General features: G+C 72.7%; 21 protein-coding genes and 1 riboswitch. Of the genes, 15 read left to right on the top strand and 6 right to left on the bottom strand.

Going from position 1 to position 25,586, the window contains the following annotated elements:
* Positions 1-32: 32 nt before the first annotated feature.
* Entirely contained in the window at positions 33-899 is an 867-nt protein-coding gene (locus tag ABT170_RS18715) for a hypothetical protein (RefSeq protein ID WP_329946985.1), read from the bottom strand.
* A gap of 280 nt (positions 900-1,179) precedes the next feature.
* Here ABT170_RS18715 and ABT170_RS18710 point away from each other — a divergent pair, with 280 nt between their 5' ends.
* Genes ABT170_RS18710 through ABT170_RS18660 form a run of 11 tightly spaced genes read left to right on the top strand, consistent with a single transcriptional unit; the run spans position 1,180 to position 15,511 of the window.
* Positions 1,180-2,784: an ABC transporter substrate-binding protein gene (locus ABT170_RS18710; protein WP_351868636.1), complete on the top strand. Its 1,605-nt coding sequence runs from the start codon at positions 1,180-1,182 to the stop codon at positions 2,782-2,784.
* Positions 2,784-3,797 carry an ABC transporter permease gene (locus ABT170_RS18705; protein WP_351868633.1) on the top strand — a complete coding sequence of 338 codons (1,014 nt, stop codon included), beginning with the start codon at positions 2,784-2,786 and terminating at the stop codon, positions 3,795-3,797. The genes ABT170_RS18710 and ABT170_RS18705 overlap by 1 nt, the downstream gene beginning before the upstream one ends.
* A 2-nt stretch (positions 3,798-3,799) precedes the next feature.
* Positions 3,800-5,716: a dipeptide/oligopeptide/nickel ABC transporter permease/ATP-binding protein gene (locus ABT170_RS18700; protein WP_351868630.1), complete on the top strand. Its 1,917-nt coding sequence runs from the start codon at positions 3,800-3,802 to the stop codon at positions 5,714-5,716.
* Positions 5,713-6,516: an ABC transporter ATP-binding protein gene (locus ABT170_RS18695; RefSeq protein ID WP_351868627.1), complete on the top strand. Its 804-nt coding sequence runs from the start codon at positions 5,713-5,715 to the stop codon at positions 6,514-6,516. The genes ABT170_RS18700 and ABT170_RS18695 overlap by 4 nt, the downstream gene beginning before the upstream one ends.
* Positions 6,513-8,429: a S9 family peptidase gene (locus ABT170_RS18690; RefSeq protein WP_351868624.1), complete on the top strand. Its 1,917-nt coding sequence runs from the start codon at positions 6,513-6,515 to the stop codon at positions 8,427-8,429. Before ABT170_RS18695 ends, ABT170_RS18690 begins: the two co-directional genes overlap by 4 nt.
* A 23-nt stretch (positions 8,430-8,452) precedes the next feature.
* On the top strand, positions 8,453-9,871 hold the full coding sequence (locus ABT170_RS18685) for a serine hydrolase domain-containing protein (RefSeq protein WP_351868621.1): 1,419 nt from the start codon (positions 8,453-8,455) through the stop codon (positions 9,869-9,871).
* Position 9,872: 1 nt separating this feature from the next.
* A complete protein-coding gene (locus tag ABT170_RS18680; RefSeq protein WP_351868618.1) occupies positions 9,873-11,018 on the top strand; it encodes a M20 family metallopeptidase in 1,146 nt (381 codons plus the stop codon).
* Positions 11,015-11,875: a GNAT family N-acetyltransferase gene (locus ABT170_RS18675; RefSeq protein WP_351868615.1), complete on the top strand. Its 861-nt coding sequence runs from the start codon at positions 11,015-11,017 to the stop codon at positions 11,873-11,875. The genes ABT170_RS18680 and ABT170_RS18675 overlap by 4 nt, the downstream gene beginning before the upstream one ends.
* Entirely contained in the window at positions 11,872-12,978 is a 1,107-nt protein-coding gene (gene menC, locus ABT170_RS18670; RefSeq protein ID WP_329946994.1) for an o-succinylbenzoate synthase, read from the top strand. The genes ABT170_RS18675 and menC overlap by 4 nt, the downstream gene beginning before the upstream one ends.
* On the top strand, positions 12,975-13,910 hold the full coding sequence (locus tag ABT170_RS18665) for a serine hydrolase (RefSeq protein WP_351868611.1): 936 nt from the start codon (positions 12,975-12,977) through the stop codon (positions 13,908-13,910). The genes menC and ABT170_RS18665 overlap by 4 nt, the downstream gene beginning before the upstream one ends.
* A gap of 2 nt (positions 13,911-13,912) precedes the next feature.
* Positions 13,913-15,511: a PucR family transcriptional regulator gene (locus ABT170_RS18660; protein WP_351868608.1), complete on the top strand. Its 1,599-nt coding sequence runs from the start codon at positions 13,913-13,915 to the stop codon at positions 15,509-15,511.
* A gap of 7 nt (positions 15,512-15,518) precedes the next feature.
* Here the strand turns inward: ABT170_RS18660 and ABT170_RS18655 are convergent, their stop codons facing one another.
* From ABT170_RS18655 to ABT170_RS18645, 3 genes are read right to left on the bottom strand one after another with little or no spacing between them, the layout of a single operon-like run.
* Positions 15,519-16,538 carry an NAD(P)/FAD-dependent oxidoreductase gene (locus ABT170_RS18655; protein WP_329946997.1) on the bottom strand — a complete coding sequence of 340 codons (1,020 nt, stop codon included), beginning with the start codon at positions 16,536-16,538 and terminating at the stop codon, positions 15,519-15,521.
* Entirely contained in the window at positions 16,535-17,062 is a 528-nt protein-coding gene (locus ABT170_RS18650; RefSeq protein WP_329946998.1) for an isoprenylcysteine carboxyl methyltransferase family protein, read from the bottom strand. The genes ABT170_RS18655 and ABT170_RS18650 overlap by 4 nt, the downstream gene beginning before the upstream one ends.
* 12 nt (positions 17,063-17,074) lie before the next feature.
* The gene (locus tag ABT170_RS18645) at positions 17,075-18,130 is read right to left on the bottom strand and encodes a type III polyketide synthase (RefSeq protein ID WP_351868604.1); all 1,056 of its coding nucleotides are present in this window, start codon (positions 18,128-18,130) and stop codon (positions 17,075-17,077) included.
* A gap of 117 nt (positions 18,131-18,247) precedes the next feature.
* On the opposite strand from ABT170_RS18645, the gene ABT170_RS18640 reads away from it, so the two are divergent.
* The 3 genes from ABT170_RS18640 (at position 18,248) to ABT170_RS18630 (ending at position 20,788) form a co-directional block, all read left to right on the top strand.
* On the top strand, positions 18,248-19,141 hold the full coding sequence (locus ABT170_RS18640; RefSeq protein WP_351868602.1) for a UbiA family prenyltransferase: 894 nt from the start codon (positions 18,248-18,250) through the stop codon (positions 19,139-19,141).
* 91 nt (positions 19,142-19,232) lie between these two features.
* Complete coding sequence (locus ABT170_RS18635) at positions 19,233-20,312, top strand: NAD(P)H-dependent amine dehydrogenase family protein (protein ID WP_329947001.1); 1,080 nt, start codon at positions 19,233-19,235, stop codon at positions 20,310-20,312.
* Positions 20,309-20,788, top strand: a complete 480-nt coding sequence (locus ABT170_RS18630) for a carboxymuconolactone decarboxylase family protein (protein ID WP_329947002.1) — start codon at positions 20,309-20,311, stop codon at positions 20,786-20,788. The genes ABT170_RS18635 and ABT170_RS18630 overlap by 4 nt, the downstream gene beginning before the upstream one ends.
* Position 20,789: 1 nt before the next feature.
* Here the strand turns inward: ABT170_RS18630 and ABT170_RS18625 are convergent, their stop codons facing one another.
* Positions 20,790-22,433: a GMC oxidoreductase gene (locus ABT170_RS18625; protein WP_329947003.1), complete on the bottom strand. Its 1,644-nt coding sequence runs from the start codon at positions 22,431-22,433 to the stop codon at positions 20,790-20,792.
* Positions 22,434-22,620: 187 nt separating this feature from the next.
* Entirely contained in the window at positions 22,621-23,517 is an 897-nt protein-coding gene (locus ABT170_RS18620; RefSeq protein ID WP_351868597.1) for a transglycosylase SLT domain-containing protein, read from the bottom strand.
* Between the two features lie 2 nt (positions 23,518-23,519).
* Positions 23,520-23,678: riboswitch (cyclic di-AMP (ydaO/yuaA leader) on the bottom strand.
* Positions 23,679-24,166: 488 nt separating this feature from the next.
* On the opposite strand from ABT170_RS18620, the gene ABT170_RS18615 reads away from it, so the two are divergent.
* Entirely contained in the window at positions 24,167-25,567 is a 1,401-nt protein-coding gene (locus tag ABT170_RS18615) for an FAD-dependent oxidoreductase (protein ID WP_351868594.1), read from the top strand.
* Positions 25,568-25,586: the final 19 nt, after the last annotated feature.

The following is a 25,586-nucleotide window of genomic DNA, read 5'->3' as shown; positions in this document are numbered from 1 at the left end:
CCTAGGCCTGGGCATCACCCCCCGCGAATCGATCACCCGGTGACCAGATCTCCCAGCGGTGGCGCGCCCGCGTCGGCCGCGGGACGTGCGAGGTGCAGGGAGGTGTGGAAGTGGCCCGCCGACTCCCTGCCGTCCGGGTCCTGTCCGAGGGCCCGCACCGCGTCGACGGCGTACCGCTGCTCCGGCGCACCGGTGAAGCGGCGTTGGACGAAGGTCCGCCCCGTGTACATCTGCGTGGTCAGCCCGTGGCGGGCCAGGTGCTCGGCGATGGGCGCGTAGGAGCCGGTACGCAGGACGAAGGCGGCGACCCACGGGGGCGTCGCGGCATGTTCCAGGAGCGGCTGGAAGGTCGCCCGGGACAGGAAGCTGGCGCCGCCCGTGATGGTGATGAGGCGGATGCTCCGTGCCGTGTCCAGCAGTGCGGCGGACGGCGGGGAGGTCTCCAGATTCTCGGCGAACCCGTCGTCGAGCAGGCCGACCGCCCGCGCGTAGGCGATGGCGCGGGGGGCGATGTCGAGGCCGATCACCGGGACTGCGTCCCGCCTGCGGCGGGCGCGGAAGAAGGCCGTGTCGTGCTCGACCAGTTCCCGCGTGGTCATGGCCACCACCCGCGGCGAGGTGTAGTGGGCGTTCAGTTCGTCGAGGGTCAGTTCATGGTTGAGCAGCGCCGCGTTGATGCCGTACGAGCAGCACAGGTCCAGCACCGCGTCACCCGGATTCCGGAGCCGGAGCCCGGCGAGACGGCGGAAGACGGCCTGGGCGTGGTGGGGCGTCCGGTAGCCGAACGCCCCGAGCTCACGGAAGAAGGCACGGGGATCGGCCTGGTCGTAGATGTCGTCGAACGGCGTCATCGTGCGCTGCGCGGGCTCGTCCGCGCCGTCTCCCGGTACGTCGGTCATCTGGCGCTCCGTTCTGCCGGCCGGGCGCCCGGCCGTGGACGTCCCAGCCTCCAGTACGGGGCGCGGGAGGGAAACAGGGCGTGGACGGGATCCGGCCATCCCCGGCCCGGTGGCCACGCCGGGTCCGACGGCGCCTTCCGGCACCGGGCGGCGGCCGTCTTCGGTGCGGCGCACCAACGGCAGGGCCGTTTTTCGTACGCCACGACACATCGGGGCAGGTACATCACTGCTTAATGTTCCCTTCACTCGGCGGCGGCCTGCCGCTTCTTCGGAGGTGACCATGCGCAGCACCCCAGGCACGGAGACGCGACGTACACCCTCGCGACGGGTGCGGTCCGCGACCGCCGTCGCCGCGGCGCTGGGGCTGGTCGCCACCGCGGCCGCGTGCGGCGGAGGTGCTGCGGGCGGCGGGGCGTCGACGGTGGTGCTGGGCATCGCCGCCGATCCGGGCAGTCTCAGTCCCACGATGGCGCTGGCCGGCACCGCGCTGTCCATGAACACCTTCGCGTACGACACGCTGGTGCACTTCGCGGCCGATGGTTCGCTGGTACCCGGTGTGGCCGAGAAGTGGTCGGTCACACCCACCTCCGCACGGTTCACCATCCGCTCCGGGGTGACGTGCGAGGACGGTTCGGCGCTCACGGCGGCCGATGTGGCCGCCGAGTACAACCACATCGCCGACCCGCGGAACCGGTCGCCGATGCTCGGTCTCTCGGTGCCGGTCACCGCGGTGGCCGAGGCCGACGAGGCGACGCGCACGGTCACGGTCACCACGAAGAAGCCCGCGCCGTTCATCGCGCACATGGCCCGGATGCTCCCGCTGGTCTGCGAGAAGAGCCTGGCGGCGCCGGACTCGCTGGCCAGGGCCACCGGGGCGAGCGGTCCGTACCGGCTGACCGAGGCGGTGCCGGGTGACCACTACACGTACACCAGGCGGGACGGTTACTCCTGGGGCCCCCGCGGCGCCACGGGCGCGGACCTGCCCCGCACGGTGGTGTTCAAGGTCGTCACCAACGAGTCGACCGCGGCCAACCTCCTGATGGCCGGACAGATCAACACGATGCAGATCAACGGTGCCGACCAGCAGCGGCTGAACGCGGCCGGGGTGAAGAGCCGGAGCGTCGAGGCGCTGTTCGGGCAGTTCATGTTCAACGAGAGGGCCCCACTGGCGACCGCCGACCTCGCGGTGCGCAGGGCGCTGGTCTCCGTACTGGATCTGAGGGAGCTCAGGAACGTCTCCACGGGCGGCGAGGGCAAACCCCCCACCGCCATCGGGGAGATGGCCCCCACCCCCTGCGCCGGCGACCCGGTGACCGGGAACGTCCCCCGCCACGACCCGGGCCGGGCCGCGAAGGACCTGAGGGCGGCGGGCTGGACCAAGAGCGGCGGCGCCTGGAAGAAGGACGGCGAGCCGCTCACCGTCAAGCTCGCCTACGCCGTCAACCAGGGTCCGCAGGTCGCCTCGGCGATCGAACTCGCCGTCCAGAGGTGGGACGACTTCGGAGTGAAGGCCTCGGCCCGGCCGGTGGGCGGAGCCGGTATCGCCGGTGCGCTGGTGGCCGGTGACTGGGACGTCGCCTGGGCTCCCATCGGGGTGACCCTCCCGGACCAGCTGACCCAGTTCTACGACGGTCCGCCGCCGCCCGCGGGCAACAACTTCGGCGCCATCGCCAACCCCGGCTACCACCGGCTCGCCGCACAGGGCTCGGCCAGGCCCGGCACCTCTGGCTGCGACCTGTGGGAGGCGGCCGAAGCCGCTCTGGTCGAACGGGTCGACATCGTGCCGATCGTCAGCAAGGAGAACCGGGTGTACGGCAAGGGCGTGACCTTCCAGGTCAACGGCAGCGGCATCATCCCCAGCACACTGCGCCGGAGTGGAAGCTGATGACCACGCTTCCCACGCGCTCCGCGCGCCGTCCGCGCTCCCCGCGAGGCCCTGTCCCCACCCCCCGCAGCCCCTGGGTCAGCTTCGCCCTGCGCCGCGCCTGGCGGCTGATGGTGTCTCTGGCCGCGCTGGTCACGGCCGCTTTCGCGATGATCCATCTGATCCCCGGCGACCCGGTGCGGGCGTCGCTCGGCCCCACCGCGGACCCCGCGCTGGTCGAGGCCCGCCGGCAGGCGCTCGGCCTGGACCGGCCGCTGACGAGCCAGTACGGCGACTTCCTCGGTCAGCTCCTCCAGGGCCGGATGGGGGACTCGATCAACTCCCAGCTGCCCGTTTCCGAGATCGTCTCCAGCCGTCTGCCGGCGACTCTCCAGATCGCCGTCCCCGCGTTCGCGCTGATCCTGCTGCTCGCGATTCCGGTCGGGATGACAGCGGCCGTACTGACCAAGGACGGCCGGAGGCGGCGCGGTGAACTCGCCTTCACCGGTGTCACCGGGTTCCTGGGCGCGGTGCCCGAATTCCTGCTGGCGGTCGGCCTGGTGGCGGCGTTCGCCGTGACCTGGCCGGTCTTCCCGGTCGCCTCGCAGAGCGGCCTGTCCTCCTACGTACTGCCGGTGCTGGCCCTCGCCCTCGTCCCGGCGGCGACGTTGTCGAGAATCGTCCGGGTCGAGACGCTGCGGGTGCTCGGCGAGGACTACATGCGTACCGCGCGGGCGAAACGGCTGCCGGCCCGGCTGCGCTATCTGCGGCACGCGCTGCCCAACCTGCTGACCTCCTCGCTCACCCTGAGCGGTCTCCTGTTCAGCTCGCTGCTCGCCGGCACCGTACTCATCGAGAACGTCTTCGCCTGGCCCGGCCTCGGCACCACGATCGTGCAGGCCATCACCGAGAAGGACTATCCGCTGGTCCAGGGCGTGGTGCTGGTCTACGGGGCGGCGGCGCTGCTGATCACCTTCGCCGTCGACGTGGCCGTGGCCGTCGCCGACCCCCAGTCCACCGTTCGCGGGAGCTGACGATGTCTCATCAGGACCATGGCACCTCGCTGCGCTGCCGGCTGGGGCGCACACTCAGGACGCCGATCGGGATCACCGCTCTCACCGCCTGTCTGGTGGTGGCGCTGGTCGCCGTGTTCGGCCCGGTCCTCCTCGGCGAGCAGGCCGCCCGGGTGGACACGGACGCGATCAACGAGGGCAGCAGCGCCACGCATCTGTTCGGCACCGACCAGCTGGGCCGCGACATCGCCGCCCGGGTCGTGGTGGCGACCCGGCTGACGCTGCGGCTCACCCTGCTGGCCACCGCGATCGGGGTGGGCGGCGGACTGCTGCTCGGTGTCGCGCCCTCGGTGCTCGGCCGGCGCCTCGGCCGGCTGATCACAGCCGTGGTGGGCGTGCTGGTCGCCTTCCCCGGACTGCTGTTCCTGCTCTTCCTCGCCACGATCTTCGGGGTGGGAAGCACCGGAGCGGTGTTCGCGGTGGGGCTCGCCATGGTCCCGCCGATGGCGCGGCTGGTGCAGAACCTGACCGCGTCGGTCGCGGGCTCGGACTATGTCGCGGCGGCGCGGATCCTCGGCGTGGGCCGGTTCCGGCTGGTGGTACGTCATCTGCTGCCCAACATCGCGGAGCCGTCGGTGCTGTTCGCCACCCAGGCGGCGGGGGGCATCCTGGTCGCCTTCTCGGGGCTCTCGTTCCTGGGGCTCGGGGTGCAGCCACCGGAGTACGACTGGGGGCGGCTGCTCAACGAGCAGCTGAGCCGGGTCTATGTGAACCCGGTGGCGGCGCTGGCGCCCGGCGCGGCCGTGGTGCTGACGGGTCTGATGTTCGGGCTGGTCGGTGAGGTGCTCGCCCAGGCGGGTGGCCGGAGGGCACCGCGGGCGCCGGAGACAGCGCCGCCGGAGACCGCGGCGGAGGCCGCGCCGGACGGGGAACCCGGGGGCGACGACGCGGCGGTGGTACGGGCGCACGGTCTGCGGGTGACCTTTCCCGGCGGACGGGAGGCCGTACGCGGCGTCTCGCTGAGCGTCGGAGCGGGCGAGGCCGTCGGCCTGGTCGGCGAGTCCGGTTCCGGCAAGAGCCTCACCGCCCTGGCGCTGGCCGACCTCGTCCCACATCCGGGGCGTGTCACCGGCACCCTCCGCTTCGACGGCCACGATCTGCGGGCGGACCCCCGGCTGGGCACCGCGCTGGCCATGGTCTTCCAGGACCCGATGGCCTCGCTCAACCCGGCCCTGCGGGTGGGCCGTCAGCTCGCCGAGGTGGCCGAGGTCCATCTCGGGCGGTCCCGCAGGCAGGCATCGGCGCGCGCCGTCGACCGGCTCGGCGCCGTCCGCATCCCCTCGCCGGAGCGCCGGGCCGGGCAGCGCCCGCACGAGTTCTCCGGCGGAATGCGGCAACGGGCCGTCATCGCGATGGGGCTGATGGGGGATCCGAAGCTGATCATCGCCGACGAGCCGACCACGGCGCTCGATGTGGCGGTGCAGCAGCAGGTGCTCGGTCTGCTGGCCGAGGTGCGTGCGGACTCCGGCGCGGCGCTGCTGCTGATCTCCCACGACCTCGCCGTCGTGGCCCAGGTCTGCGAACGGGTGCTGGTGATGTACGGGGGGCTGATCGTCGAGAACCTCCCGGTCACGGAGCTGGCCGGCGGCGCGGCGCACCCCTACACCCGGGCGCTGGTGGGCGCGGTTCCCACCATGTCCACGGAACCCGGAACGGAGCTGGCGACCATCCCGGGCCGCCCGCCGGAGCCGGGCGGGACCGGCGGGGGATGCTCGTTCGCGCCCCGGTGCGAACGGGCCCGGGAACGCTGTCACGGGGCGGCGCCCGCGCTGGCGGGCTTCGGGGCGGGTCATGAGGTGGCCTGCTGGTACCCGGTGGGCGCGCCGGAGGGCGCCGTGCCCGTCGAGATCACATCACGCGGAGCGGAGGCGGCGTCATGAGCTCACTGGAACTGCGCGGGATCACGGTCCGCTACGGGCGCTTCACCGCGGTGGACGACGTCAGCCTGGTGGTGCCGGACGGCACGGTGACCGGGCTGGTGGGCGGATCGGGTTCGGGCAAGTCGACCCTCGGGAAGGCTGTGGTCGGGCTGGCCCCGATGGCGGCGGGCCGGGTCCTGGTGGCGGGGCGGGAGATCGGCGCACGGCGCGGTCGCAGCCCGGTGCAGCTGGTGTTCCAGAACCCGTACGCCTCGCTCGACCCGCGCATGACCATCGGCGCCGCCGTCGCCGAGGCACTGCCCGGCCGGGCGCCGGGCCGCCGGTCGGACTCCGGCGGGGCACGGTCCGGTGGCACGACGGCACGTGAACGGCGCGCTGCCGGGGAGGCGGAGGTGGCCCGATGTCTGGAGCTCGTCGGTATCGACCCCGGACGGGCCTCGCTGACCCCGGACGCGCTTTCGGGCGGTCAGCGCCAACGGGTCGCTCTGGCCAGGGCCCTGGCCGCCCGGCCCTCGGTGCTGATCGCCGACGAGATCACCTCGGCGCTGGATGTCTCCGTCCAGGGCGCCGTCCTGAACCTGCTGCGCCGGCTCCAGCGGGAGCTGGGCTTCTCGATGCTGTTCATCTCCCACGACCTCGCGGTCGTCCGCCATCTGTCCGACCAGGTCGCCGTGATGGACGGCGGGCGGCTGGTCGAGTGCGGACCCACCGCCCGGGTGCTGGAGCGGCCCGAGCACCCGACGACCCGGACCCTCATCTCCTGTGTGCCCACTCTCACGACTGCTCCGGAGGCGTCATGACCCGAGCGCTGACGATCGAGGACCTGTACCGGTTCGAGATCCCGAGCGACCCCTCCCTGTCCCCCGACGGCGATCGTGTCGCGTACACACTGACCACCCAGGATGCCGCGAACGACCGTGCGCACAGCTCGATCTGGGAGGTCCGCGCGGCCGGCGGCCCGGCCCGCCGGCTCACCCGGGGCCCGGCGGACACCGCGCCGCGCTGGTCCCCCGACGGCACACAGCTGGCGTTCCTGCGTGCCGGGCAGCTGCATCTGCTGCCCGCCGACGGGGGCGAGGCGGTGGCGCTGACCACGGCGGTCCGGTGTCCGGCGGGGGCCGGAATCCCCGTGTGGAGTCCGGACGGCACCCGGATCGCGTTCTCGGGACCGTCCGCCCGCCGCGAGGACACGGCCCCGGTCGTCATCGACGGCCTCGGCTGGAAGGCGGACGGGGCGGGGCTGCTGGGCCGGATCCGGACCCAGGTCTTCGTGGTGGACGTGGACTCCGGCGAGGTCCGGCGGCTCACCGGGGGGAACCCGCACGCCGGACAGCCCGCCTGGTCGCCCGACGGCACGCGGCTCGCCTATCCGGCGCAGTCCGGTCCGGACAGGGATCTCGCGGGGGCCTCGGCGGCGCATGTCGTCGGCGTCGCGGCCGGTTCGCCCGCGCCCCGCCGGGTCGGCCCGGCCACCGGGATCGCGGGGGCGGTGAGCTGGTACCCCGACGGGAGCGCGCTGCTCGTCGTCGGCCGGACCTCCGCGGGCGTCGGCCATCTGGAGCTGCTGCGCCAGCCGCTGGACGGCGCCGCCCCGGTCCCGCTCAGCGCCGCCCTGGACCGCAACGTCCTGCCCGGGGGCCCCGGTTGCCCGGGGGCGCTGCCGCAGTTCCACGGCGACACCATCGTCTTCTGCGCCCGTGACGGCGGAGCCACCCGCTTCTACCGGGTGGACGCGGCGGGGATCGGTGAGTATCCGTTGCCGGCCGGCAACGGGGTCAGCGGCTGCTCGGTCGCCGGCCGGGCCGGCAGGGCGGCCCTGGTCGTCTCCGACACGTCGAGCTTCGCCGAGATCGAGCTGCTCGCCCTCGGCCCCGACGGGGCGGGGACGGAGCCCGTACGGCTCACCGCCCATATGTCCCGGTCGCTGCCCGGCATCGCCCTCCACCCGTTCACCGAGCGCCTGTTCACCGTCTCGGACGGCACCGCGGTGCGTGGAATGATCACCCGCGCCCCGGGGACCGCTCCCGGCGGACCGCTGCTCGTGGACGTGCACGGCGGCCCGCACAACGCCTGGGCTCCGCACGCCGCTCCGGCCTACCCGCACCACCAGGAACTGGTCTCGCGGGGCTGGACGGTCCTGACGCTCGACATCCGCGGCAGCGACGGCTACGGCGAGGACTTCTACCGGGCCGCCGTGGGCGCCTGGGGCGAGGCCGACGAGCAGGACGTCCTCGAACCCGTCGCGACCCTCATCGCGGAGGGGCTCGTCGACCCGGCCCGGATCGCGCTCACCGGGTACAGCTACGGCGGCTATCTGAGCTGCTGGCTCTCCGCCCGCAGCGGCCTGTTCGCCACCGTCGTGGCGGGCGGTGCGGTCGTCGACCTGACGACCATGGCCGGGACGTCCGCGGAGGGCCGGCTGATCGCCACCCAGGAGATCGGCGACCCGGACCGGCTGCCGGCGCTGTCGCCGATCAGCCACGCCGACGCGGTACGGGCACCGACGCTGATCCTGCACGGCGGCGCGGACGACACCTGCCCGGCCGGCCAGGCCGAGCAGTGGTTCCACGCGCTGTACACCCGGGGCGTGCCCGCCCAGCTGGTGCTGTACCCGGGCAGCTCCCACCTCTTCCCCCTCAACGGGCGGCCCTCGCACCGCGAGGACTACTCCCGTCGCCTCGTCGACTGGGTCACCGCCCACACCGACCGCTGAACCCACCGGAGCTGGAAACGACCATGACCAAGAATTCGGAGCCGAACATGACCGACACCGCCACCCCGTCCGCCGGCCCGTCCGCCGGGCCGACCGCCCGCTGGAGCGCCCGCCTCGCCGAGCTGGCCGCCCGTCACCGGGTGCCCGGCGCGAACCTCGCCGTCCTGCACCGCGGCGAGGTGATCATCGAGACGGCAGTCGGCATGGCGAACGTCGAGGCCGAGATCACGGCGACACCCGACACCCTCTTCCAGATCGGTTCGATCTCCAAGGTGTGGACCACCACGGTGGCCATGGCCCTGATCGAGGAGGGCGTCCTCGAACTGGACGCCCCCATCGTCTCCGTGCTCCCCGAGCTCCGGCTCGTCAACGAGGAGCTGACCCAGGGGGTGACGCTGCGCCATCTCGTGACCCACACCAGCGGCATCGACGGCGACTTCTTCGCCGACACCGGCCGCGGCGACGACTGCCTGGAGAAGTTCACCGCGCTGCTGGCGGATGTCGCCGCCAACCACCCGCTGGGCGCCACCATGTCGTACTGCAACGCGGGCTTCAGCCTCCTGGGCCGGGTGCTGGAGCATGTCACGGGCGTCCAGTGGGACGAGCTGATGAAGGAGCGTCTGTACCGGCCGCTCGGTCTGACCCGTACGGCCACCCTGCCGGAGGAGGTGCTGCGCTTCCGCGCCGCCACCGGGCACCCGGGCGAGCCCCCGGCGCCCACCCCGCAGTGGGGGCTGATGCGTTCGGCCGGACCGGCCGGGCTGATCTGCTCGACGCCGCGCGAGGTCCTCACCTTCGCCCGGATGCACATGAACGGCGGTGTCACCGACGACGGCACCAAGATCCTCTCGGCCGAGAGCGCCACCGCGATGCAGACCCCGCAGGTCGAGGTTCCCGACCCGCACATGCTCGGCCGTGCCTGGGGACTGGGCTGGCTGCTCGACAGCTGGGACGGACAGCGGGTGTACGGACACGACGGCGGGACCATCGGGCAGAGCGCGTTCCTGCGGGTGCTGCCCGATTCCGACCTCGCGATCTGCCTGCTCACCAACGGCGGTGACACCGCGGGCCTGTACCTGGCGGTGTTCTCCGAGCTCGTCCAGGAGCTGGCCGGGGCAACGATGCGCACCACGCCGGAGCCCGCGAAGGAGCCGGTGGCGGTGGACCCGGCCATGTACGTCGGGGTGTACGAGCGGCTCTCCTCCCGGAGGGAGATCGTGGAGCGGGACGGCACTCTGGTGATGCTCGACACGGTCACCGGGCCACTGGCGGAACTGGCTTCGAGCACCGAGCAGGAGTTCACGCTGCACCCGGTCGAGCCGGGTCTCTTCGTGCTGCGGCGGCCGGGGTTCACCCCGTGGCTCCCGGTCGTCTTCTACACGCTCGCCGACGGCACGGCCTATCTGCACCACGGCGCCCGCGCGACCCCGAAGGTCGGCTGACGTGGCCGCGTTCGCCTCCGCGATGGCGGAGCGGCTGCCGGACCTGCTGGCGGGGGTCGAGGAGCTGGTCCGCTGCGAGTCGCCCAGCGAGGACCCGGCCGCCGTCGTCGCCTGCGCCGGGGTCGTCGCCGGGCTCGGCACCCGGCTGACCGGGACGGCTCCCGAGTGGCTCGACGGCTCGGGACCGGCCACCCTGCGCTGGCGCTTCGGCTCCGGTGACCGGGTGCTGCTGCTCGGGCACTTCGACACCGTCTGGCCGGTGGGCTCGCTGGCCCGGCACCCCTTCGAGGTGACCGGGGGCCGGCTGACGGGGCCCGGCTGCTTCGATATGAAGGCCGGGCTGGTGCAGCTCTTCCACGCCCTGTCGGTGCTCGACGATCTCGACGGCGTGTCGGTGCTGCTCACCGGCGACGAGGAGATCGGCTCCCCCGGCTCGCGCGCCCTGATCGAGGCCGAGGCCCGCCGGACGCGGGCGGCGCTGGTCCTGGAGGCGAGCGAGGGCGGGGCGCTGAAGACGGTGCGCAAGGGCGTGTCCGGCTACGAACTGCGGATCGCCGGACGTGCGGCGCACGCCGGTCTCGAACCCGAGCGGGGCGTCAACACGACGACCGAGCTGGCCCATCAGGTGCTCGCGCTGTCGGCCCTCGCCGACCCGGCGGCCGGCACGACGGTGACCCCGACCGTGGCCTCCTCCGGCACCACCCGCAACACCGTGCCCGACGCGGCCCGGCTGGTGGTCGACGTACGCGTGGGGTCGGCCGGTGAACAGGCCCGGGTGGACCGCGGCATGCGGCGGCTCGCGCCGGTGCTCGACGGTGCCTCGCTGCGGCTCTCGGGCGGTCCCAACCGGCCGCCGCTGGCGGCGGGCGCGTCGGCGGAGCTGTTCGGACGGGCCCGGGGCCACTACGCGGAACTCGGCTTCGGGACGCTGCGCGGCGTCGCGGTCGGCGGCGGCTCCGACGGCAATCTGACGGCCGGGGTGGGTACGCCCACGCTGGACGGGCTGGGGGCGGTGGGCGGCGGGGCGCACGCCGACGACGAGCATGTGACCGTCGCCGAACTCCCCCGCCGCGCGGCACTGGTGGCCGCGCTGGTGGACTCGCTCGTCCGGGAGCCGCTGGCCGGGACGGACCGGGTGGAGCCGTGAACAGCGCGCACGTCGTGGCCGAGGCCGGGGCGGCCGCGGAGCGGGCGGCGCACGGGGCGGGGGTGAGCGTGAGGGAGCTGCACGAGCCGGAGGAGATCCTGGCGGCGTGCCGGCTGCTGGACCGGGTCTGGCAGCCCGATCCCGGCAACCCGCTGATCACCCCGGAGCTGATGCGGGTCTTCGCCCACGCGGGCAGCTATGTCGTCGGGGTCCACCTGGACGGCCGGATGACCGGTGTCTGTCTGGGGTTCCTGGCCAGCACCGGGCTGCACTCGCATATCGCGGGGGTCGACGGGGACGCCCGGGGCCGCAACATCGGCTACACGGTCAAACTGCACCAGCGGGCCTGGGCGCTGGAGCGTGGCATCACGACGGTGACCTGGACGTTCGACCCGCTGATCAGCCGGAACGCCTACTTCAACCTGGCGAAACTGGGCGCGGTGCCGAGCGAGTACCTGACCGATTTCTACGGCACGATGCACGACGCGGTGAACGCCGGCACCGAGACGGACCGGCTGCTGGTCCGCTGGGAGCTGACGGGTGAGGCCGCCGTACGGGCCGCCGCGGGCACCCCCGGCCTCGTCACGGCCGACAGCCCGGGTGCGCGCACCGTGGTCGGCCTCGACGCCAAGCCCGACGGCCGTCCCGCCGTCGGGCGCCGGGACGGGGACACCGTGCTCGTCCATGTCCCGGCGCAGATGGAGAAGCTGCGCCGCACCGACCCGGACGTGGCCCGCGAGTGGCGGTACGCGCTGCGCGAGGTCCTCGGCGGGCTGATGGAGCAGGGACATGCCGTCACCGGATTCACCCGGGACGGCTGGTATGTGATCGACAAGCGACAGGAGACGCGGGAATGAAGCTCGTCGGTGTGGAACTGCGCCGGATCGCGATGCCCCTGGTGGCACCGTTCCGGACCTCGTTCGCCACCCTGACCAGCCGGGAGATCCTGCTGGTCAGGGTCGAGACGGAGCACCACGAGGGGTACGGCGAGTGCGTCACCATGGCCGATCCGCTGTACTCCTCGGAGTACACCGACGCTGCCGTGGACGTCCTGCGCGCCCATCTGGTGCCCGCGCTCGCCGCGCTCCCGGAGCTCGACCCGTGGGCGGTCGCCCCGGCGCTCGCCGCCTTCAAGGGCCACCGGATGGCCAAGGCCGCGCTGGAGACGGCCGTGCTCGACGCCTGGCTGCGCGCGCACGAGCTGTCGATGGGCCAGTGGCTGGGGGCGACGGCCGACCGGGTGCCGGCCGGGGTGTCGGTCGGCATCATGGACTCGGTCCCCGCTCTCCTCGACGCGGTCGACGGCTATCTGGCCGAGGGATACCGGCGGATCAAGCTGAAGATCGAGCCCGGCTGGGACGTGGAGCCCGTACGCGCGGTGCGGGAGCGCTTCGGCGACGACGTGGCGCTCCAGGTGGACGCCAACACCGCGTACACCCTGGCGGACGCCGGTCTGCTCGCCCGGCTCGACCCGTACGGTCTGCTGCTGATCGAGCAGCCGCTGGACGAGGAGGACATCCGGGGGCACGCGGCGCTGGCGCGGCGGGTGCGTACCCCCATCTGTCTGGACGAGTCCATCGTCTCCGCGCGGTCGGCGGCCGACGCGATCGCGATGGGCGCCTGTTCGGTCGTCAACATCAAGCCGGGGCGCGTCGGCGGCTACCTGGAGGCGCGGCGGATCCATGACGTGTGCGCCGCGCACGGCGTCCCGGTGTGGTGCGGCGGGATGCTGGAGACCGGGCTCGGCCGGGCCGCCAATGTCGCGCTCGCCGCGTTGCCGGGCTTCACGCTCCCCGGCGACACCTCCGCCTCCGACCGGTACTACCGCACGGACATCACCGAGCCGTTCGTGCTCCGGGACGGCCATCTCGATGTGCCGCGGGGTCCGGGGCTCGGGCTCTCCCCCGTCCCCGCGCTGCTGGCCGCGGTGACCCGGTCGACGGAATGGATCGGCCGATGACCACGACCCGCCCGGACGTCCCGGGGCCGCGGCAGGACACCGTCGAGTCCCGCATCGGGGCGGCGTTCGACGACGCCGGGGTCCGGGGGTTCTTCTTCGCCCGCGAGATCGACGGGGAACGCTCGATCGGCGTCGCGGCGGACGAACCGGTCGTCCTCGCCTCGGTCTTCAAGATCCCGGTGGCGCTCGCCTACGCCCGCGAGGCCGCCGCCGGACGGCTGGACCGGACCGAGCGCCATGAGGTGGACATGCGGTACCGCGATGGCGGAATCGGCACGTCCGGCTGTGCCGACCCGGTCTCGATGAGTCTGCGCGACCTGGTCCACATGATGCTGACGATGAGTGACAACGCGGCCACCGACGTGGTGCTGGCCCGGGTGGGGCTGGGCACGGTCAATGAGCTGCTCGCCGGGCTCGGTCTGGGGCGCACCCATCTGGTCGGCAGCTGCCGGGAGCTGCTCGGCTCGCTCTTCGCGGAGCTCGGCGTGTCCACCGAGGCGGAGGCGCACGCGAGGATGGCGGCGGTGGTCGCGTCGGATCCGGGGAGGGTTCTGGAGCTCTCGGTGTGTGTTCCCGAACGCACCACCCGTTCCACGGCACGCGAGTCCGCCGAACTCCTCGCCCGGATCTGGCGCGACGAGGCGGGCCCCGCGCAGGCCTGCGCCGAAGTGCGGTCCGTGATGGCCCAGCAGATCTGGCCGCACCGGCTGGGCTCCGCGTTCGACGACAGCTACCGCCTGGCCGGGAAGACCGGGACGCTGCCCGGCTGGCGCAATGAGGCCGGTGTGATCGAGGGGCCGGACGGCGGGCGGTGGGCGGTGGCCGTCTTCACCCGCTCCGACACCCCCGATCTGCGCAACCCCCGGGCGGACCGGGTGATCGGTCAGGTGGCACGACTCGCCGTGGACGAGCTCCGGTCCTTTAACTTGTGACGATGACGGAGCAGCCGCGGGCCGTGCTCGGCCGGATTCTCAACGATCTCGGATCGACGCTGATCGAGGTGGTGGCGGGCGAGGCCGACCCGTCCCGCGCCGTCACCGGGGTGCTGATCCAGGATCCGCTGGACGAGCCGGCGCGGCTGCCCGGCGCGGTGGTGCTCGGGGTCGGGGTGTACGGCTCCGAGCCTGTCGCCGCGCTGATCGAGCGGGCGGCCGGTCTCGGTGCGGCGGCCGTGGTGGTCCGGTCACCGGTCCCGGTCCAGGGGCCGGTGTCAGAGGCGGCGGCGCGTACCGGCCTGACCGTGCTGGGGCTGACCCCCGGGGCGTCCTGGGCCCAGGTCGCGGCGCTGCTGCGGTCGCTGCTGGCGGTCGACGAGCTGGGCACGGTGGGCGGTCCCGACGACGCCGACGGCGCCGAGCCGCTGGCCGGTGATCTGTTCGCGCTGGCCAACGCGACGGCCGGGCTGCTGGACGGCCCGGTCACCGTGGAGGACCGCGGCGGGCGGGTACTGGCGTTCTCCAGCCGGCAGGACGAGGGCGACGACGCCAGGATCGCGACCGTGCTGGACCGGCAGGTGCCGGCGGAGAAGCTGCGCGCGCTGGAGGCCAACGGCGCCTTCCACGCCCTGTACCGGAACGAGGGGCCCGTCTTCGTGGAGGGCATCTCCGCCCGGCCCCGGGTCGCGATCGCCGTCCGGGCGGGCGGCGAGATCCTCGGTTCGATCTGGGTCGTGGTCGACGGACCGCTGAGCGAGGACCGCACGCAGTCCCTGCACGAGGCCGCGAAGGTGGCCGCCCTGCATCTGCTGCGGCACCGGACGGGCGAGGACGTCGAGCGCCGGCTGCGCGCGGATCTGCTCGCCACGGTCCTGGAGGGCGGTACGCACGCGCCGCAGGCGGCCGTCCGGCTGGGCCTCGCGGTGCAGCCAGCCTGCGTACTGGCGCTGGCGGTGACCGGTGAGGAGCCGGCGCCCGACCGGGTGGCGGCGGGCCAGCGGGTCGCCGAGGCCCTCGCTCTGCATCTGTCGGCGATCCATCCCCGTACGGCCGTGGCCTCGCTCGGGGGTGTCACCTACGCGGTCCTGCCCACGAGTTCGGACGAGCAGGCGCTGCGGGTGGCCGAGGCCTTCCTGTGCCGTGTGGGCGGCCGGGTTCCGGCGGTCATCGGTGTGGGCAGGCTCGCGGCGCGCCCGGCCGAGCTGCGGCGTTCGCGTGCGGACGCGGACCGGGCGCTGCGGGTGCTGGGCTCCGGGCGCTCGCCGCGCCGCACGGCCCGGCTGTCGGACGTCTACGCCGCCTCCCTGCTGGAGGAACTGACGGATCTGATGGCCGCCGAGGACGACCTCCCCGACGGCCCCGTGGTCCGGCTGCGCGCGTACGACGCCGCGCACCACACCGCGCTGACCGACACTCTTGAGGCCTGGCTGAGCACGTTCGGCGATGTGATCGCCGCTTCGGCCGCCGTCCATGTCCACCCCAACACCTTCCGGTACCGGCTCAAGCGGCTGGCGGCGGTGGCGGGCATCGATCTCGGCGATCCCGAGGCCAGGTTCGAGGCCATGCTCCAGCTGCGTCTGCGGCCTCCGAACCCGTGACGGCGGCTCAGCGCAGGGCGTGCACCACCGCCCCGAACACCTCCGGCGCGCGGTGCGCCGCCGCGACGATCAGACGGCTCCCAAAGGGGCACCGGGCCGCCCTCAGCAGCCCCTGGGTGAGCCACCGGTGACGTCTGGTCAGCCGGGCCCAGTGCCGGGGGTAGTCCTGCGGGCGGCCGGCGGCCAGACATCCGACGGCCGCGCCGGCGCTCGCGACGGCCAACGCGATGCCCTCGCCCGTCAGCGCGTCGACGTACCCCGCGGCGTCGCCGACCAGCAGGACACGTCCGGCCCGCCGGCTCCGTGCGCCCTGGCGCAGGGGTCCGGCGCCGCGCACGGGGCCGGCGTCCCGGCCGTCGAGCACACCGGCGAGCGCGGGAAAGGCGGCCAGGTGCTGTGCGTAGGTCCGGCGGTCGGCACTGAGCACGGCGACGCCCACGAGCCGGTCCCCCACCGGAGTCACATAGGCCTCGGCGTTCCGGGACCAGTGGACTTCGACGAAGTCGCTCCACGGCGCGATCCGGTAGTGGCGGCGCAGCCCGTAGCGCCGCGGTCCCCCGCCGGGACGGTCCAGGCCGAGTTCCCGGCGCAGCGGGGAGTGCAGGCCGTCGGCGGCGACGAGCCAGCGGGCGCGCAGTCCCGTCGTGCCGAGGCTGACGCCCTGGTCGTCCTGGCGGACGTCCCCGGCCCGGCCCGGCACGACGCGTACACCGAGTTCGACGGCCCGCCGGTGCAGCGCGGCGTGCAGTTCGGTGCGCCGTACGCCCAGTCCCGGACCGTCGCGGAATGCCGCCCGGACGCTGCGTCCGCCGTCCAGGTATCCGATTCCGCGCAGGTCGCGGCCGGAGAGCCGTACTCCCAGGGCCCGCAGCGCGGCCACCCCGCCCGGCATGATGCCCTCGCCGCAGGCCTTGTCGATGGGGGCGGCGCGGGGTTCGACGACCACGGTGTCCATCCCCGCGCGGGCCGCCGTGATCGCCGCGGCCAGTCCGGCGGGTCCGCCGCCCGCCACCAGGAGGTCGATCACGCCCGTACACCCGCCGCCGTCGTACGGGCCAGCGCCCCTTCCTCGCACCGGATCCGCACGGCCATCAGCGCTCCGTTGAGAACGGTGAACACGGTGGCGGTCACCCAGGCGCCGTGGACCAGGGGCAGGGCCAGCCCTTCGGCGGCGACCGCGACGTAGTTGGGGTGGCGCAGCCAGCGGTAGGGTCCGCCGGTCACCAGGGGCAGGCCCGGGACCACGATGACCCGGGTGTTCCACTGGTGTCCGAGCGTGCCGACGCACCACCAGCGCAGGCCCTGCGCGGCGAGCACCACGGCCACCGCGGTCCAGCCGGGCCAGGGCAGGAACGGCCTTCCGGCCAGGCCGGCCTCGGCCAGGCAGCCGGCCAGCAGGGCGGTGTGCAGGGCGACCATCGCGGGGTAGTGCCCCCGGCCGGCCTCGGTGCCGCCCCGGGCCAGGCTCCAGCGGGTGTGGCGCAGTGCGACGGCGAGTTCGGCGAGGCGTTCGCCCGCCACGGCCAGTACCAGCGCGGTGTACCAGATCACGCGTCCTCCGTCCTACCAGCGCAGCAGCACCAGTTCGCAGCAGAATCCGGGGCCCATGGCCATGAGCAGGCCGGGCGTTCCCGGTTCGGGCCGCCGCTCCGCCAGCGTGTCCCGCAGGACGTGCAGGACGGAGGACGAGGACAGGTTGCCGACGTCGGCCAGGGAACGCCGGGTGACGTCGAGCGCCGACTCGGGCAGTGCCAGCGCCTCGGTGACGGCTCGCAGGACCTTCGGCCCGCCGGGGTGGCACACCCAGTGGGCGATGTCCTTCGGCTTGAGGCCGTGCTCCGACAGGAACTCGGTCACGTCCTCGGCGAGATACCGGCGCACGACATCGGGGACGGCCGGGTCGAGGACCACTCTGAAGCCGCTGTCGCCGATGTCCCAGCCCATGACGCGTTCGGTGCCCGGGTACATCCGGCTCCGGGTGGCGACCACCTCGGGCCCGCCGGCCGCGGCCCGTTGGCCGCCGACGACGACCGCGGCGGACGCCCCGTCGCCGAACAGCGCGGTCGCCACCAGGTTGGCGGGGGTGATGTCGTCGCGCTGGAAGGTGAGGGAGCAGAGCTCGACCGAGAGGAGCACCGCGACCTCGTCCGGGTGGCCCAGGAGGTAGTCGTGCAGCCGTGCCACACCGGCGGCTCCGGCGACACAGCCCAGGCCGAAGACCGGCAGCCGCTTCACATCGGGCCGCAGCCCGAGGCGTCCCACGAGGCGGGCGTCCACCGACGGGGCGGCCACTCCGGTGACGGAGGTGAACATCAGCAGATCCACATCGGTGGGCCGCAGGCACGCCGTGCGCAGCGCGCCGCGTACCGCCTCGGCACCGAGGCGGACGGCCGCGCCGATGAACACGTCGTTCGCGGCGCCGAAGCCGTCCAGTGCGCGATAGCTCTCCAGCGGCAGCACCGTGTGGCGATTGCGGACCTGCGCGTTCTCGTGGAGCCGGTCGAGTACGCGGCGCCCGGCGCCCGGCGGCAGGCAGGTGCCGGCCACCATGTCGGTGATCTCGCGCTGGGTGTGGCGGTGCGGTGGCAGGGCTCCGTGGACAGCGGTGATCCGGCTCATCCCGACTCCTGCTTCGACGGCGTCATGACCCCATCCTGCCCACATGAATGGACGAATCGCCGCAAACGACCCGTGCGGCTGTCGTGTTGGGCCGACCCGGGTACGTACGCTCACCCGATGGACACCCCGGACGGACCGGCGACGGCGGTGGCGGTCGCCCGGACGGCCGCCCCGCCGCCGCGCCGCGTGGCGGGGCGTGCCCTGGCACTGGTCCTGGCCGGCCATCCCGGACCGGTCCTCGCGGTGACCGTGCTGACTGCCGCGCTGGCCGCCGGTTCCGGTCTCGGCGGCGCGCGCTGCCTCCTGGTCTGCGCGGCCGTCCTGGCCGGTCAGCTCTCGGTCGGCTGGTGCAACGACGCCCACGACGCCGGGCGGGACGCCGCGGCGGGACGCCGGGGCAAGCCCGTGGCCGCCGGAGCGGTGCGCCGGGGCGAGGTGTGGGCCGCGGCGTTCGCCGCCCTCGCCCTGTGCGTGCCGCTGTCGCTGGCCTGCGGTCCGGCGGCCGGTGCGGTGCATCTGGCGGCGGTCGGCGCGGCGTGGCTGTACAACCTGCGGCTCAAGGCGACGGCGCTGTCCTGGCTTCCGTACGTCGCCGGATTCGGTGCCCTGCCCGCCGTGGTCGCCCTGAGCCTGCCGGGCCGGCCCTGGCCGGCGTGGTGGGTGGTGACGGCCGGTGCGCTGCTCGGGACGGCGGCCCATCTGGGCGACACGCTCCCGGACATCGAGGAGGACGGGAAGGCCGCGATCCGCGGTCTGCCGCACCGGCTGGGTGCCACGGGCACCCGGCTGCTGCTGCCGGTCCCCCTGGCTGCGGCGACGGCGGTGCTGGTCCTGGGACCCGCGGGGCCGCCGGATCCATGGGGCGCGTGCGCGCTCGCCCTGGTGCTCCCGACCGCGGTCGCCGGGCTCGCGCTGGGGCGGTTCTGGCGCAAGGCCGCCTTCGCGGGGACGGTGGCGGTGGCGGCGGTGGACCTGTCCCTGCTCCTGGTGCGGGGTACCGCCATCGCGTGAACCCGCGCCCCCGTCCCGGGGTTGCGGCACCGCCCCGCGTTTTCCCGTCGTGGCTCTATGAAGTGCGAGGTCCTCCCGCTACCCTCCGCGCATGATTTCCACGGTTGTCTGGGGAACGGGAAACGTCGGCCGCGCGGCGATCCGCGCCGTGGCGGCACATCCGGGGCTCGCGCTCACCGCCGTACTCGTCCACAGCCCCGGCAAGGTGGGTCTGGACGCGGGCCGGCTGGGCGGGCTCCAGAGCGCCCTGGGGGTCGCCGCGACCGATGATGTCGAGGGTGTGCTGGCCGGCCGTCCGCAGGCGGTGGTGTACGCGGGGTCGGGCGACATCCGGCCCGACGGGGCGCTCGCCGACATCTGCCGGGCGATCCGGGCGGGGGCCGTGGTCGTCACCCCCTCGCTGTACGCGCTGTACGACCAGCTGAACGCCCCGCCGGAGCTGCGGGATCCGGTGCTGGCCGCCATCGCGGAGGGCGGCGGATCGCTGTTCGTCTCCGGCGTGGACCCGGGCTGGGGCAACGATGTGCTTCCGCTGCTGATCAGTGGCCTCGGCTCCAGCGTGGAGGTGATCCGCTGCCAGGAGATCTTCGACTACTCCACCTACGACCAGGAGGACTCGGTCCGGAACCTGGTCGGTATGGGCCTGCCGATGGACCACGAGCCGCTGATGCTCGCCCCGACGGTCCCGACCATGGTGTGGGGCGGACAGATACGGCTGATGGCCAGGGCACTGGGCGTCGAGCTCGACGGTATCCGCGAGACGGTGGACCGGTGTCCGCTGGAGACCTCGGTGACCACCAGGACGATGGGTGAGTTCGGGGCGGGCACGCAGGGCGCGGTGCGGTTCGAGGTGCAGGGCATCGTCGGCGGTGAGCCCCGCATCGTCATCGAACACGTCACGCGCATCCACCCGTCCTGCGCACCGCACTGGCCGGCGCCTCCCGACGGTGACGGCGCGCACCGGGTGGTCATCGAGGGACGCCCGCGCATCGAGGTCACGATCGAGGCCACCGACGAGGGGGAGAATCGTTCGGCGGGCGGGAACGCCACCGCGGCGGGCAGGCTCGTGGGCGCCGTCGACTGGCTCGTGGACGCGGAACCCGGACTGTACGACGCACTCGACGTCCCGCTGCGGCCCGCAGCCGGCAAGCTCGGAAGGAGACAGCGATGAACATCGACATTCCCGAAGGCAAGGACGCGATCGCCTACGTGTGGGGGGAGATGGTCCCCGGGATCGGCGTCGCCGCCGCGGGCTTCTCGATGTCGGTGTACGACCACACGACCCTGGGGCTGCGCGAGTTCGAAGCCGCGCGGCTGCGGATCGCCCAGATCAACGGGTGCGCGTTCTGCCTGGACTGGCGCACCGAGCGGGACGGGGAGACGGTCGAGGACTCGTTCGCCGACGCGGTGGCCGCCTGGCGCACCACCGACGCGTTCGACGTCCGGACCCGGCTGGCCGCGGAGTACGCCGAGCGGTACTCCCTGGACCACCACGGTCTCGACGAGGAGTTCTGGACGCGGATGAGCGCGGCCTACAGCCAGCTGGAGATCGTGGAGCTGACGATGAGCATCGGCTCCTGGCTGGTGTTCGGCCGGCTCAACCACGTCCTGGGCCTCGACACGGTGTGTGTGCTGCCCGGTCACTGACTCACAGGTCGGTGGCGATGATCTCTTCGATGTTCCGCTCGGCCAGCGCGGTGATGGTGACGAACGGGTTGACGCTGGTGTTTCCGGGGATCAGGGCTCCGTCGATGACGTACAGGCCCTGGTAGCCGTGCAGGCGGCCGTGGTTGTCGGTGGCCTTGCCCAGTACGGCGCCGCCGAGCGGGTGGTAGGTGAGGTGATCGCCCCAGATCTTGTAGGTGCCGAAGAGGTCGGTCCGGTAGATCGTGCCCTCCTTTCTGTTGATCTTGTCGAAGATGGTCCTGGCGGCGTCGATGGAGGGCTGCTTCCACGCGGTCTGCCAGTTCAGGTCGACCTTGCCCGTCGCCGCGTTCCAGACGAACTCGGCGCGGTTCGGGTTCTTGGTGATCGAGAGATAGAACGAGGCGTACGTCTCGATCCCGGTGGGCAGCGGCGCGACCTCGGCGAACGCTCCGCCCGCGGCCCAGTTGTCGATGCCGCCCGTGGGAATGGACGCCTGGAGCTTGCCGGTCGGGTCCCACATGTGGTTGGCCCGGCCGCACATGACGTTGCCGTTGTCGCCCCACCCCTTGCCGACCTCGCTGTTCAGGCGGGGCAGGGCGCCGGTGGTCCTGAGCATGACGAGCAGCTTGCTGGTGCCGACGCTGCCCGCGGCGAAGAACACCCGGTCCGCGGTCACGGACTTGGTGGCGGTGGTGTCCCCCGTGGTGTTGAGCTGGTCGATGACGACCGTGTAGCCGCCGGAGGCGGCGGGGGCGACCGAGGTGACCTTGTGCAGCGGTGAGACGGAGACCCTGCCGGTGGCTCGGATCCGCTCCAGGTAGGTCTTCTGCAGCGACTTCTTGCCGTAGTTGTTGCCGTAGAGGATCTCGCCGGCCAGCGCGGACTTCGGGACGGTGCCCGCCGCCTCCTGCTTCATGTAGTCCCAGTCGTACACGGCGGGCACGAAGAGGAACGGGAAGCCGGAACGCTCGGCGTGCTTGCGGCCGACCCTGGCGTACTGGTAGCAGTCGGCGGATTCGAACCACGCCGGGTCGATGGTGCCGACCCCGAGCCCGGCGTTGGCGCGCGGGTAGTAGGTGCCGTACATCTCGTCGGCGTCGACCGTGGGGAGGATGGCGCCGAAGTTCTCGCGCCGGGGGGTGACGGCCATCCCCCCGTTGACCAGCGAGCCGCCGCCGACGCCGCGGCCCTGGTAGACCGTGATGCCGCCGAACTCCTCGGCGTCCAGGATCCCGGTGTAGCGCGGGATGTTCCGGTCGATCGGGAAGCCCAGGAAGTTGCTGAGCGGCTGTTTGGTCTTGGTCCGCAGCCAGTAGGAACGGCGGTCCGGGCTGGTCGTGTTGGCGAAGATCCTGCCGTCCGGCCCGGGGGTGTCCCAGGCCATGCCCATCTCGACCATATGGACATCCACGCCCGCCTCGGCGAGTCGCAGCGCGGCGACGCAGCCGCCGTATCCGGTGCCGATCACCAGGGCCGGGACATGGGCCCCGGGATCGATCCCGGCGGTCGCCACCCCGGTCTCCGCCCTGGCCGAGGCCGGGTGACCCGCCAGGGTCACGGCCCCAAGAAGAGAACCTGTTCCTGCAAGGAATCTTCGACGCGAGACGCCCTTGGATCCCGCATTCTGCATGGTAGTGTCACTCATGTGACATCCCTCACTCTCGACAGAGTGAAACAGGTTCTACTGTCGAACGCGTGGTAAGTCACTACACACTCACGGGTAACTTGCAGTCCGGCCCAAGGCCGTACCGGCACAGGCCGGCGGGCGGCACGGAGTCCTGCGACCCCGCACCGCCCGCCGGCCTGCCACTCACTCCCGCGGCTGCCGGGTGTCAGTACGCCCCGAACACATTGTCGATCGAGCCGTACTTGTCGGCGGCGTAGTTGCACGCGGCCGTGATGTTGGCGACCGGGTCGAGGCTGTCCATCGACGTACCGGGCACGTGGTAGGCCTGGAAGGTCGGGTCGATGACCTGGAGGAGACCCTTGGACGGGGTTCCGGCGGCGGCGTTCGAGTCCCAGTTGTTGACGACCAGCGGGTTGCCCGAGGACTCGCGCATGACGTTGCGGTGGATGCCCTCGTAGCTGCCGGGGATCCCGTGCTCGGCCATGACGGCCAGCGACTCCTTGATCCAGCCGTCGAGGTCGTTCGTGTACGCCGTGGGCTGCTCGGCCGCCACGGCGGTGGTGCCGGCACCGGCGGCGGCCTCGGTGACCGTACCGGTGGCCACGTCGGCGGCGGAGCCGTTGGCGGCCGGCTGCGCGCTCGTGCGCTGCGAGCGGTCGGCGCGGTCGCCCCCCTCGCTCCGGTCGGACGAGGAGACGGTGGACCCGGGCTGTGCCGGAGCCTTGGATCCGATCGACAGCTTGAGGCCGGGGTGAATCAGGTCGGGATTGTCACCGACGGCCTTTCGGTTGTCGTCGTACAGCTTCTGCCAGCCACCACCGAGAGAATAGCTGCGGGCGATCTTGGAAAGCGAATCGCCCTCGACCACGGAATGGGTCGTGGCACCCGACTGCTGCGCGGCAATTTCCTTGACGGATACGGCAGTCGGCGCCGCCGCCTTTTCGGCGGCGATGGAGTGCTGCGCGGGTGCCGCGGGTGCCGCGGAGGCGAAGCTCGCACCGGCCAGCGGGAGCACGAGAGCGGCTCCGCCGGTGCCCACGGCGATGAAACCGCGGGTCAGACGGGCGGACGTGGAACGACGGTGCTTGCCCGTTTCGGGCATGGTGAATTCCTCTCCGCCGCCTGCGAGGTGAGCTGTCGGGTTCAGGCTGGAGCTGCCTGGCCGCATGTGAATGCGACTTCACCCCAGCCGGTCCGGATACCGGACCGGCGTCTTACCTGGGTCCCCCGCTCCTGCCGTACGTGAGTAGGTTCGATTGCCGGACGGCGGCAGGATTAGGCGTTCCATCCGGATTGACGGTGACCGTAGGCGAGAAATCTTGATCGGAACAAGCCCTGAATTCCGAATCGCATTTACCTCGCAAGATCAATTGACGGAAACCCCTGTCGGCAATCCCACGACACGAAGTCAGATTCCCCGGCACAGAAGGGAACCGGGCGGCGCGTGACAGCGTCCGGGGCCCGGAACGTGACGCTCACCACTGAGTCCGATAAGGGCGATTTGCGCGAGGCGCGAAACCGGCAAACGGCCTGAATGATCTTTTATGAAGAGAGGGATCAATTCCGGTCAATCGCTCAAATCGCCCATTTCGAGCCCTCGGGGCGGGCCGGCCGGAAGCTCCGCGGGACCCCGGCCCGACGTCCGGACGCGACAGGGCTTAACGTGTGCGTTGGAGACTGGTAAGCCAACCCTTACCTCCGCTGCTCGCCGCACCCTGCCCGCGTTCGTCCGCCCTAAGGAACAACACGCCATGACACGCCCCGTCCGCGTCGCCATCGTCGGAGCCGGTCCCGCCGGGATCTACGCAGCGGACGCGCTGCTGAAATCCGAAGCCGCACAGGACCCGGGTGTGTCGATCGACCTGTTCGAGCGCATGCCCGCCCCCTTCGGTCTGATCCGCTACGGCGTGGCCCCGGACCACCCCCGGATCAAGGGCATCGTCAAGGCGCTGCACCAGGTGCTGGACAAGCCGCAGCTGCGGCTCTTCGGCAATGTCGACTACCCCCACGACATCGGCCTGGACGATCTGCGGTCCTTCTACGACGCCGTGATCTTCTCCACCGGCGCCGACGCCGACCGCGCGCTCGACATCCCCGGCGCGGATCTGGACGGCTCCCACGGAGCGGCCGACTTCGTCTCCTGGTACGACGGGCACCCCGAGGTACCGCGCACCTGGCCGCTGACGGCGGAGAAGGTCGCCGTGCTGGGGGTCGGCAACGTGGCCCTGGACGTGGCGCGCGTACTCGCCAAGACGGCCGACGAGCTGCTGCCGACGGAGATCCCGGCCAATGTGTACGAGGGCCTGAAGGCCAACAAGGCGCTGGAGGTGCACGTCTTCGGGCGGCGCGGCCCCGCCCAGGCCAAGTTCAGCCCCATGGAGCTGCGGGAGCTCGACCACTCGCCCAACATCGAGGTCATCGTCAACCCCGAGGACATCGACTACGACGCGGGGTCCATCGAGACCCGGCGGGGCAACAAGCAGGCCAACATGGTCGCCTCCACGCTGGAGAACTGGGCGATACGCGACGTCGGTGACCGGCCGCACAAGCTGTTCCTGCACTTCTTCGAGTCGCCGGTCGAGATCCTGGGCGAGGACGGCCGCGTGGCCGGTCTGCGTACCGAGCGCACCGAGCTGGACGGCACCGGCAACGTCCGGGGTACCGGCTCCTTCACCGACTGGGACGTGCAGAGCGTCTACCGCGCCGTCGGCTACTACTCGCAGGAGCTGCCCAAGCTCCCCTTCGACGTGGCCTCCGGCACCGTCCCGCACGCCGCCGGACGCGTCGTCTCCGGTGACGAGCCGATGACTTCGGTGTACGTCACGGGCTGGATCAAGCGGGGGCCGGTCGGCCTGATCGGTCACACCAAGGGCGATGCCAACGAGACGGTCGCCTGCCTGCTGGAGGACCGCGCCGAGGGCCGGCTCCCCGCCCCGGCCCAGCCGGAGCCGGACGCCGTCGTCGCCTTCCTCGACGAGCGCGGTGTCCGCTACACCACCCGTGAGGGCTGGCACCGCCTGGACGCGCACGAGCAGGCGCTCGGCGCGGAGCAGGGCCGCGAGCGGATCAAGGTCGTGGACCGCTCCGCGATGCTGGACGCCTCCGGCGCGCCGGAGGTCTCCCCCGCCACGGACGCCCCCGCCGGTTCCTGATCCTCCGGCCCGTCGGCAG

It is taken from the genome of Streptomyces sp. NPDC001787 (assembly GCF_040297465.1).
Taxonomy (GTDB): domain Bacteria; phylum Actinomycetota; class Actinomycetes; order Streptomycetales; family Streptomycetaceae; genus Streptomyces.
This window is presented reverse-complemented; position numbering and strand designations above follow the sequence as displayed.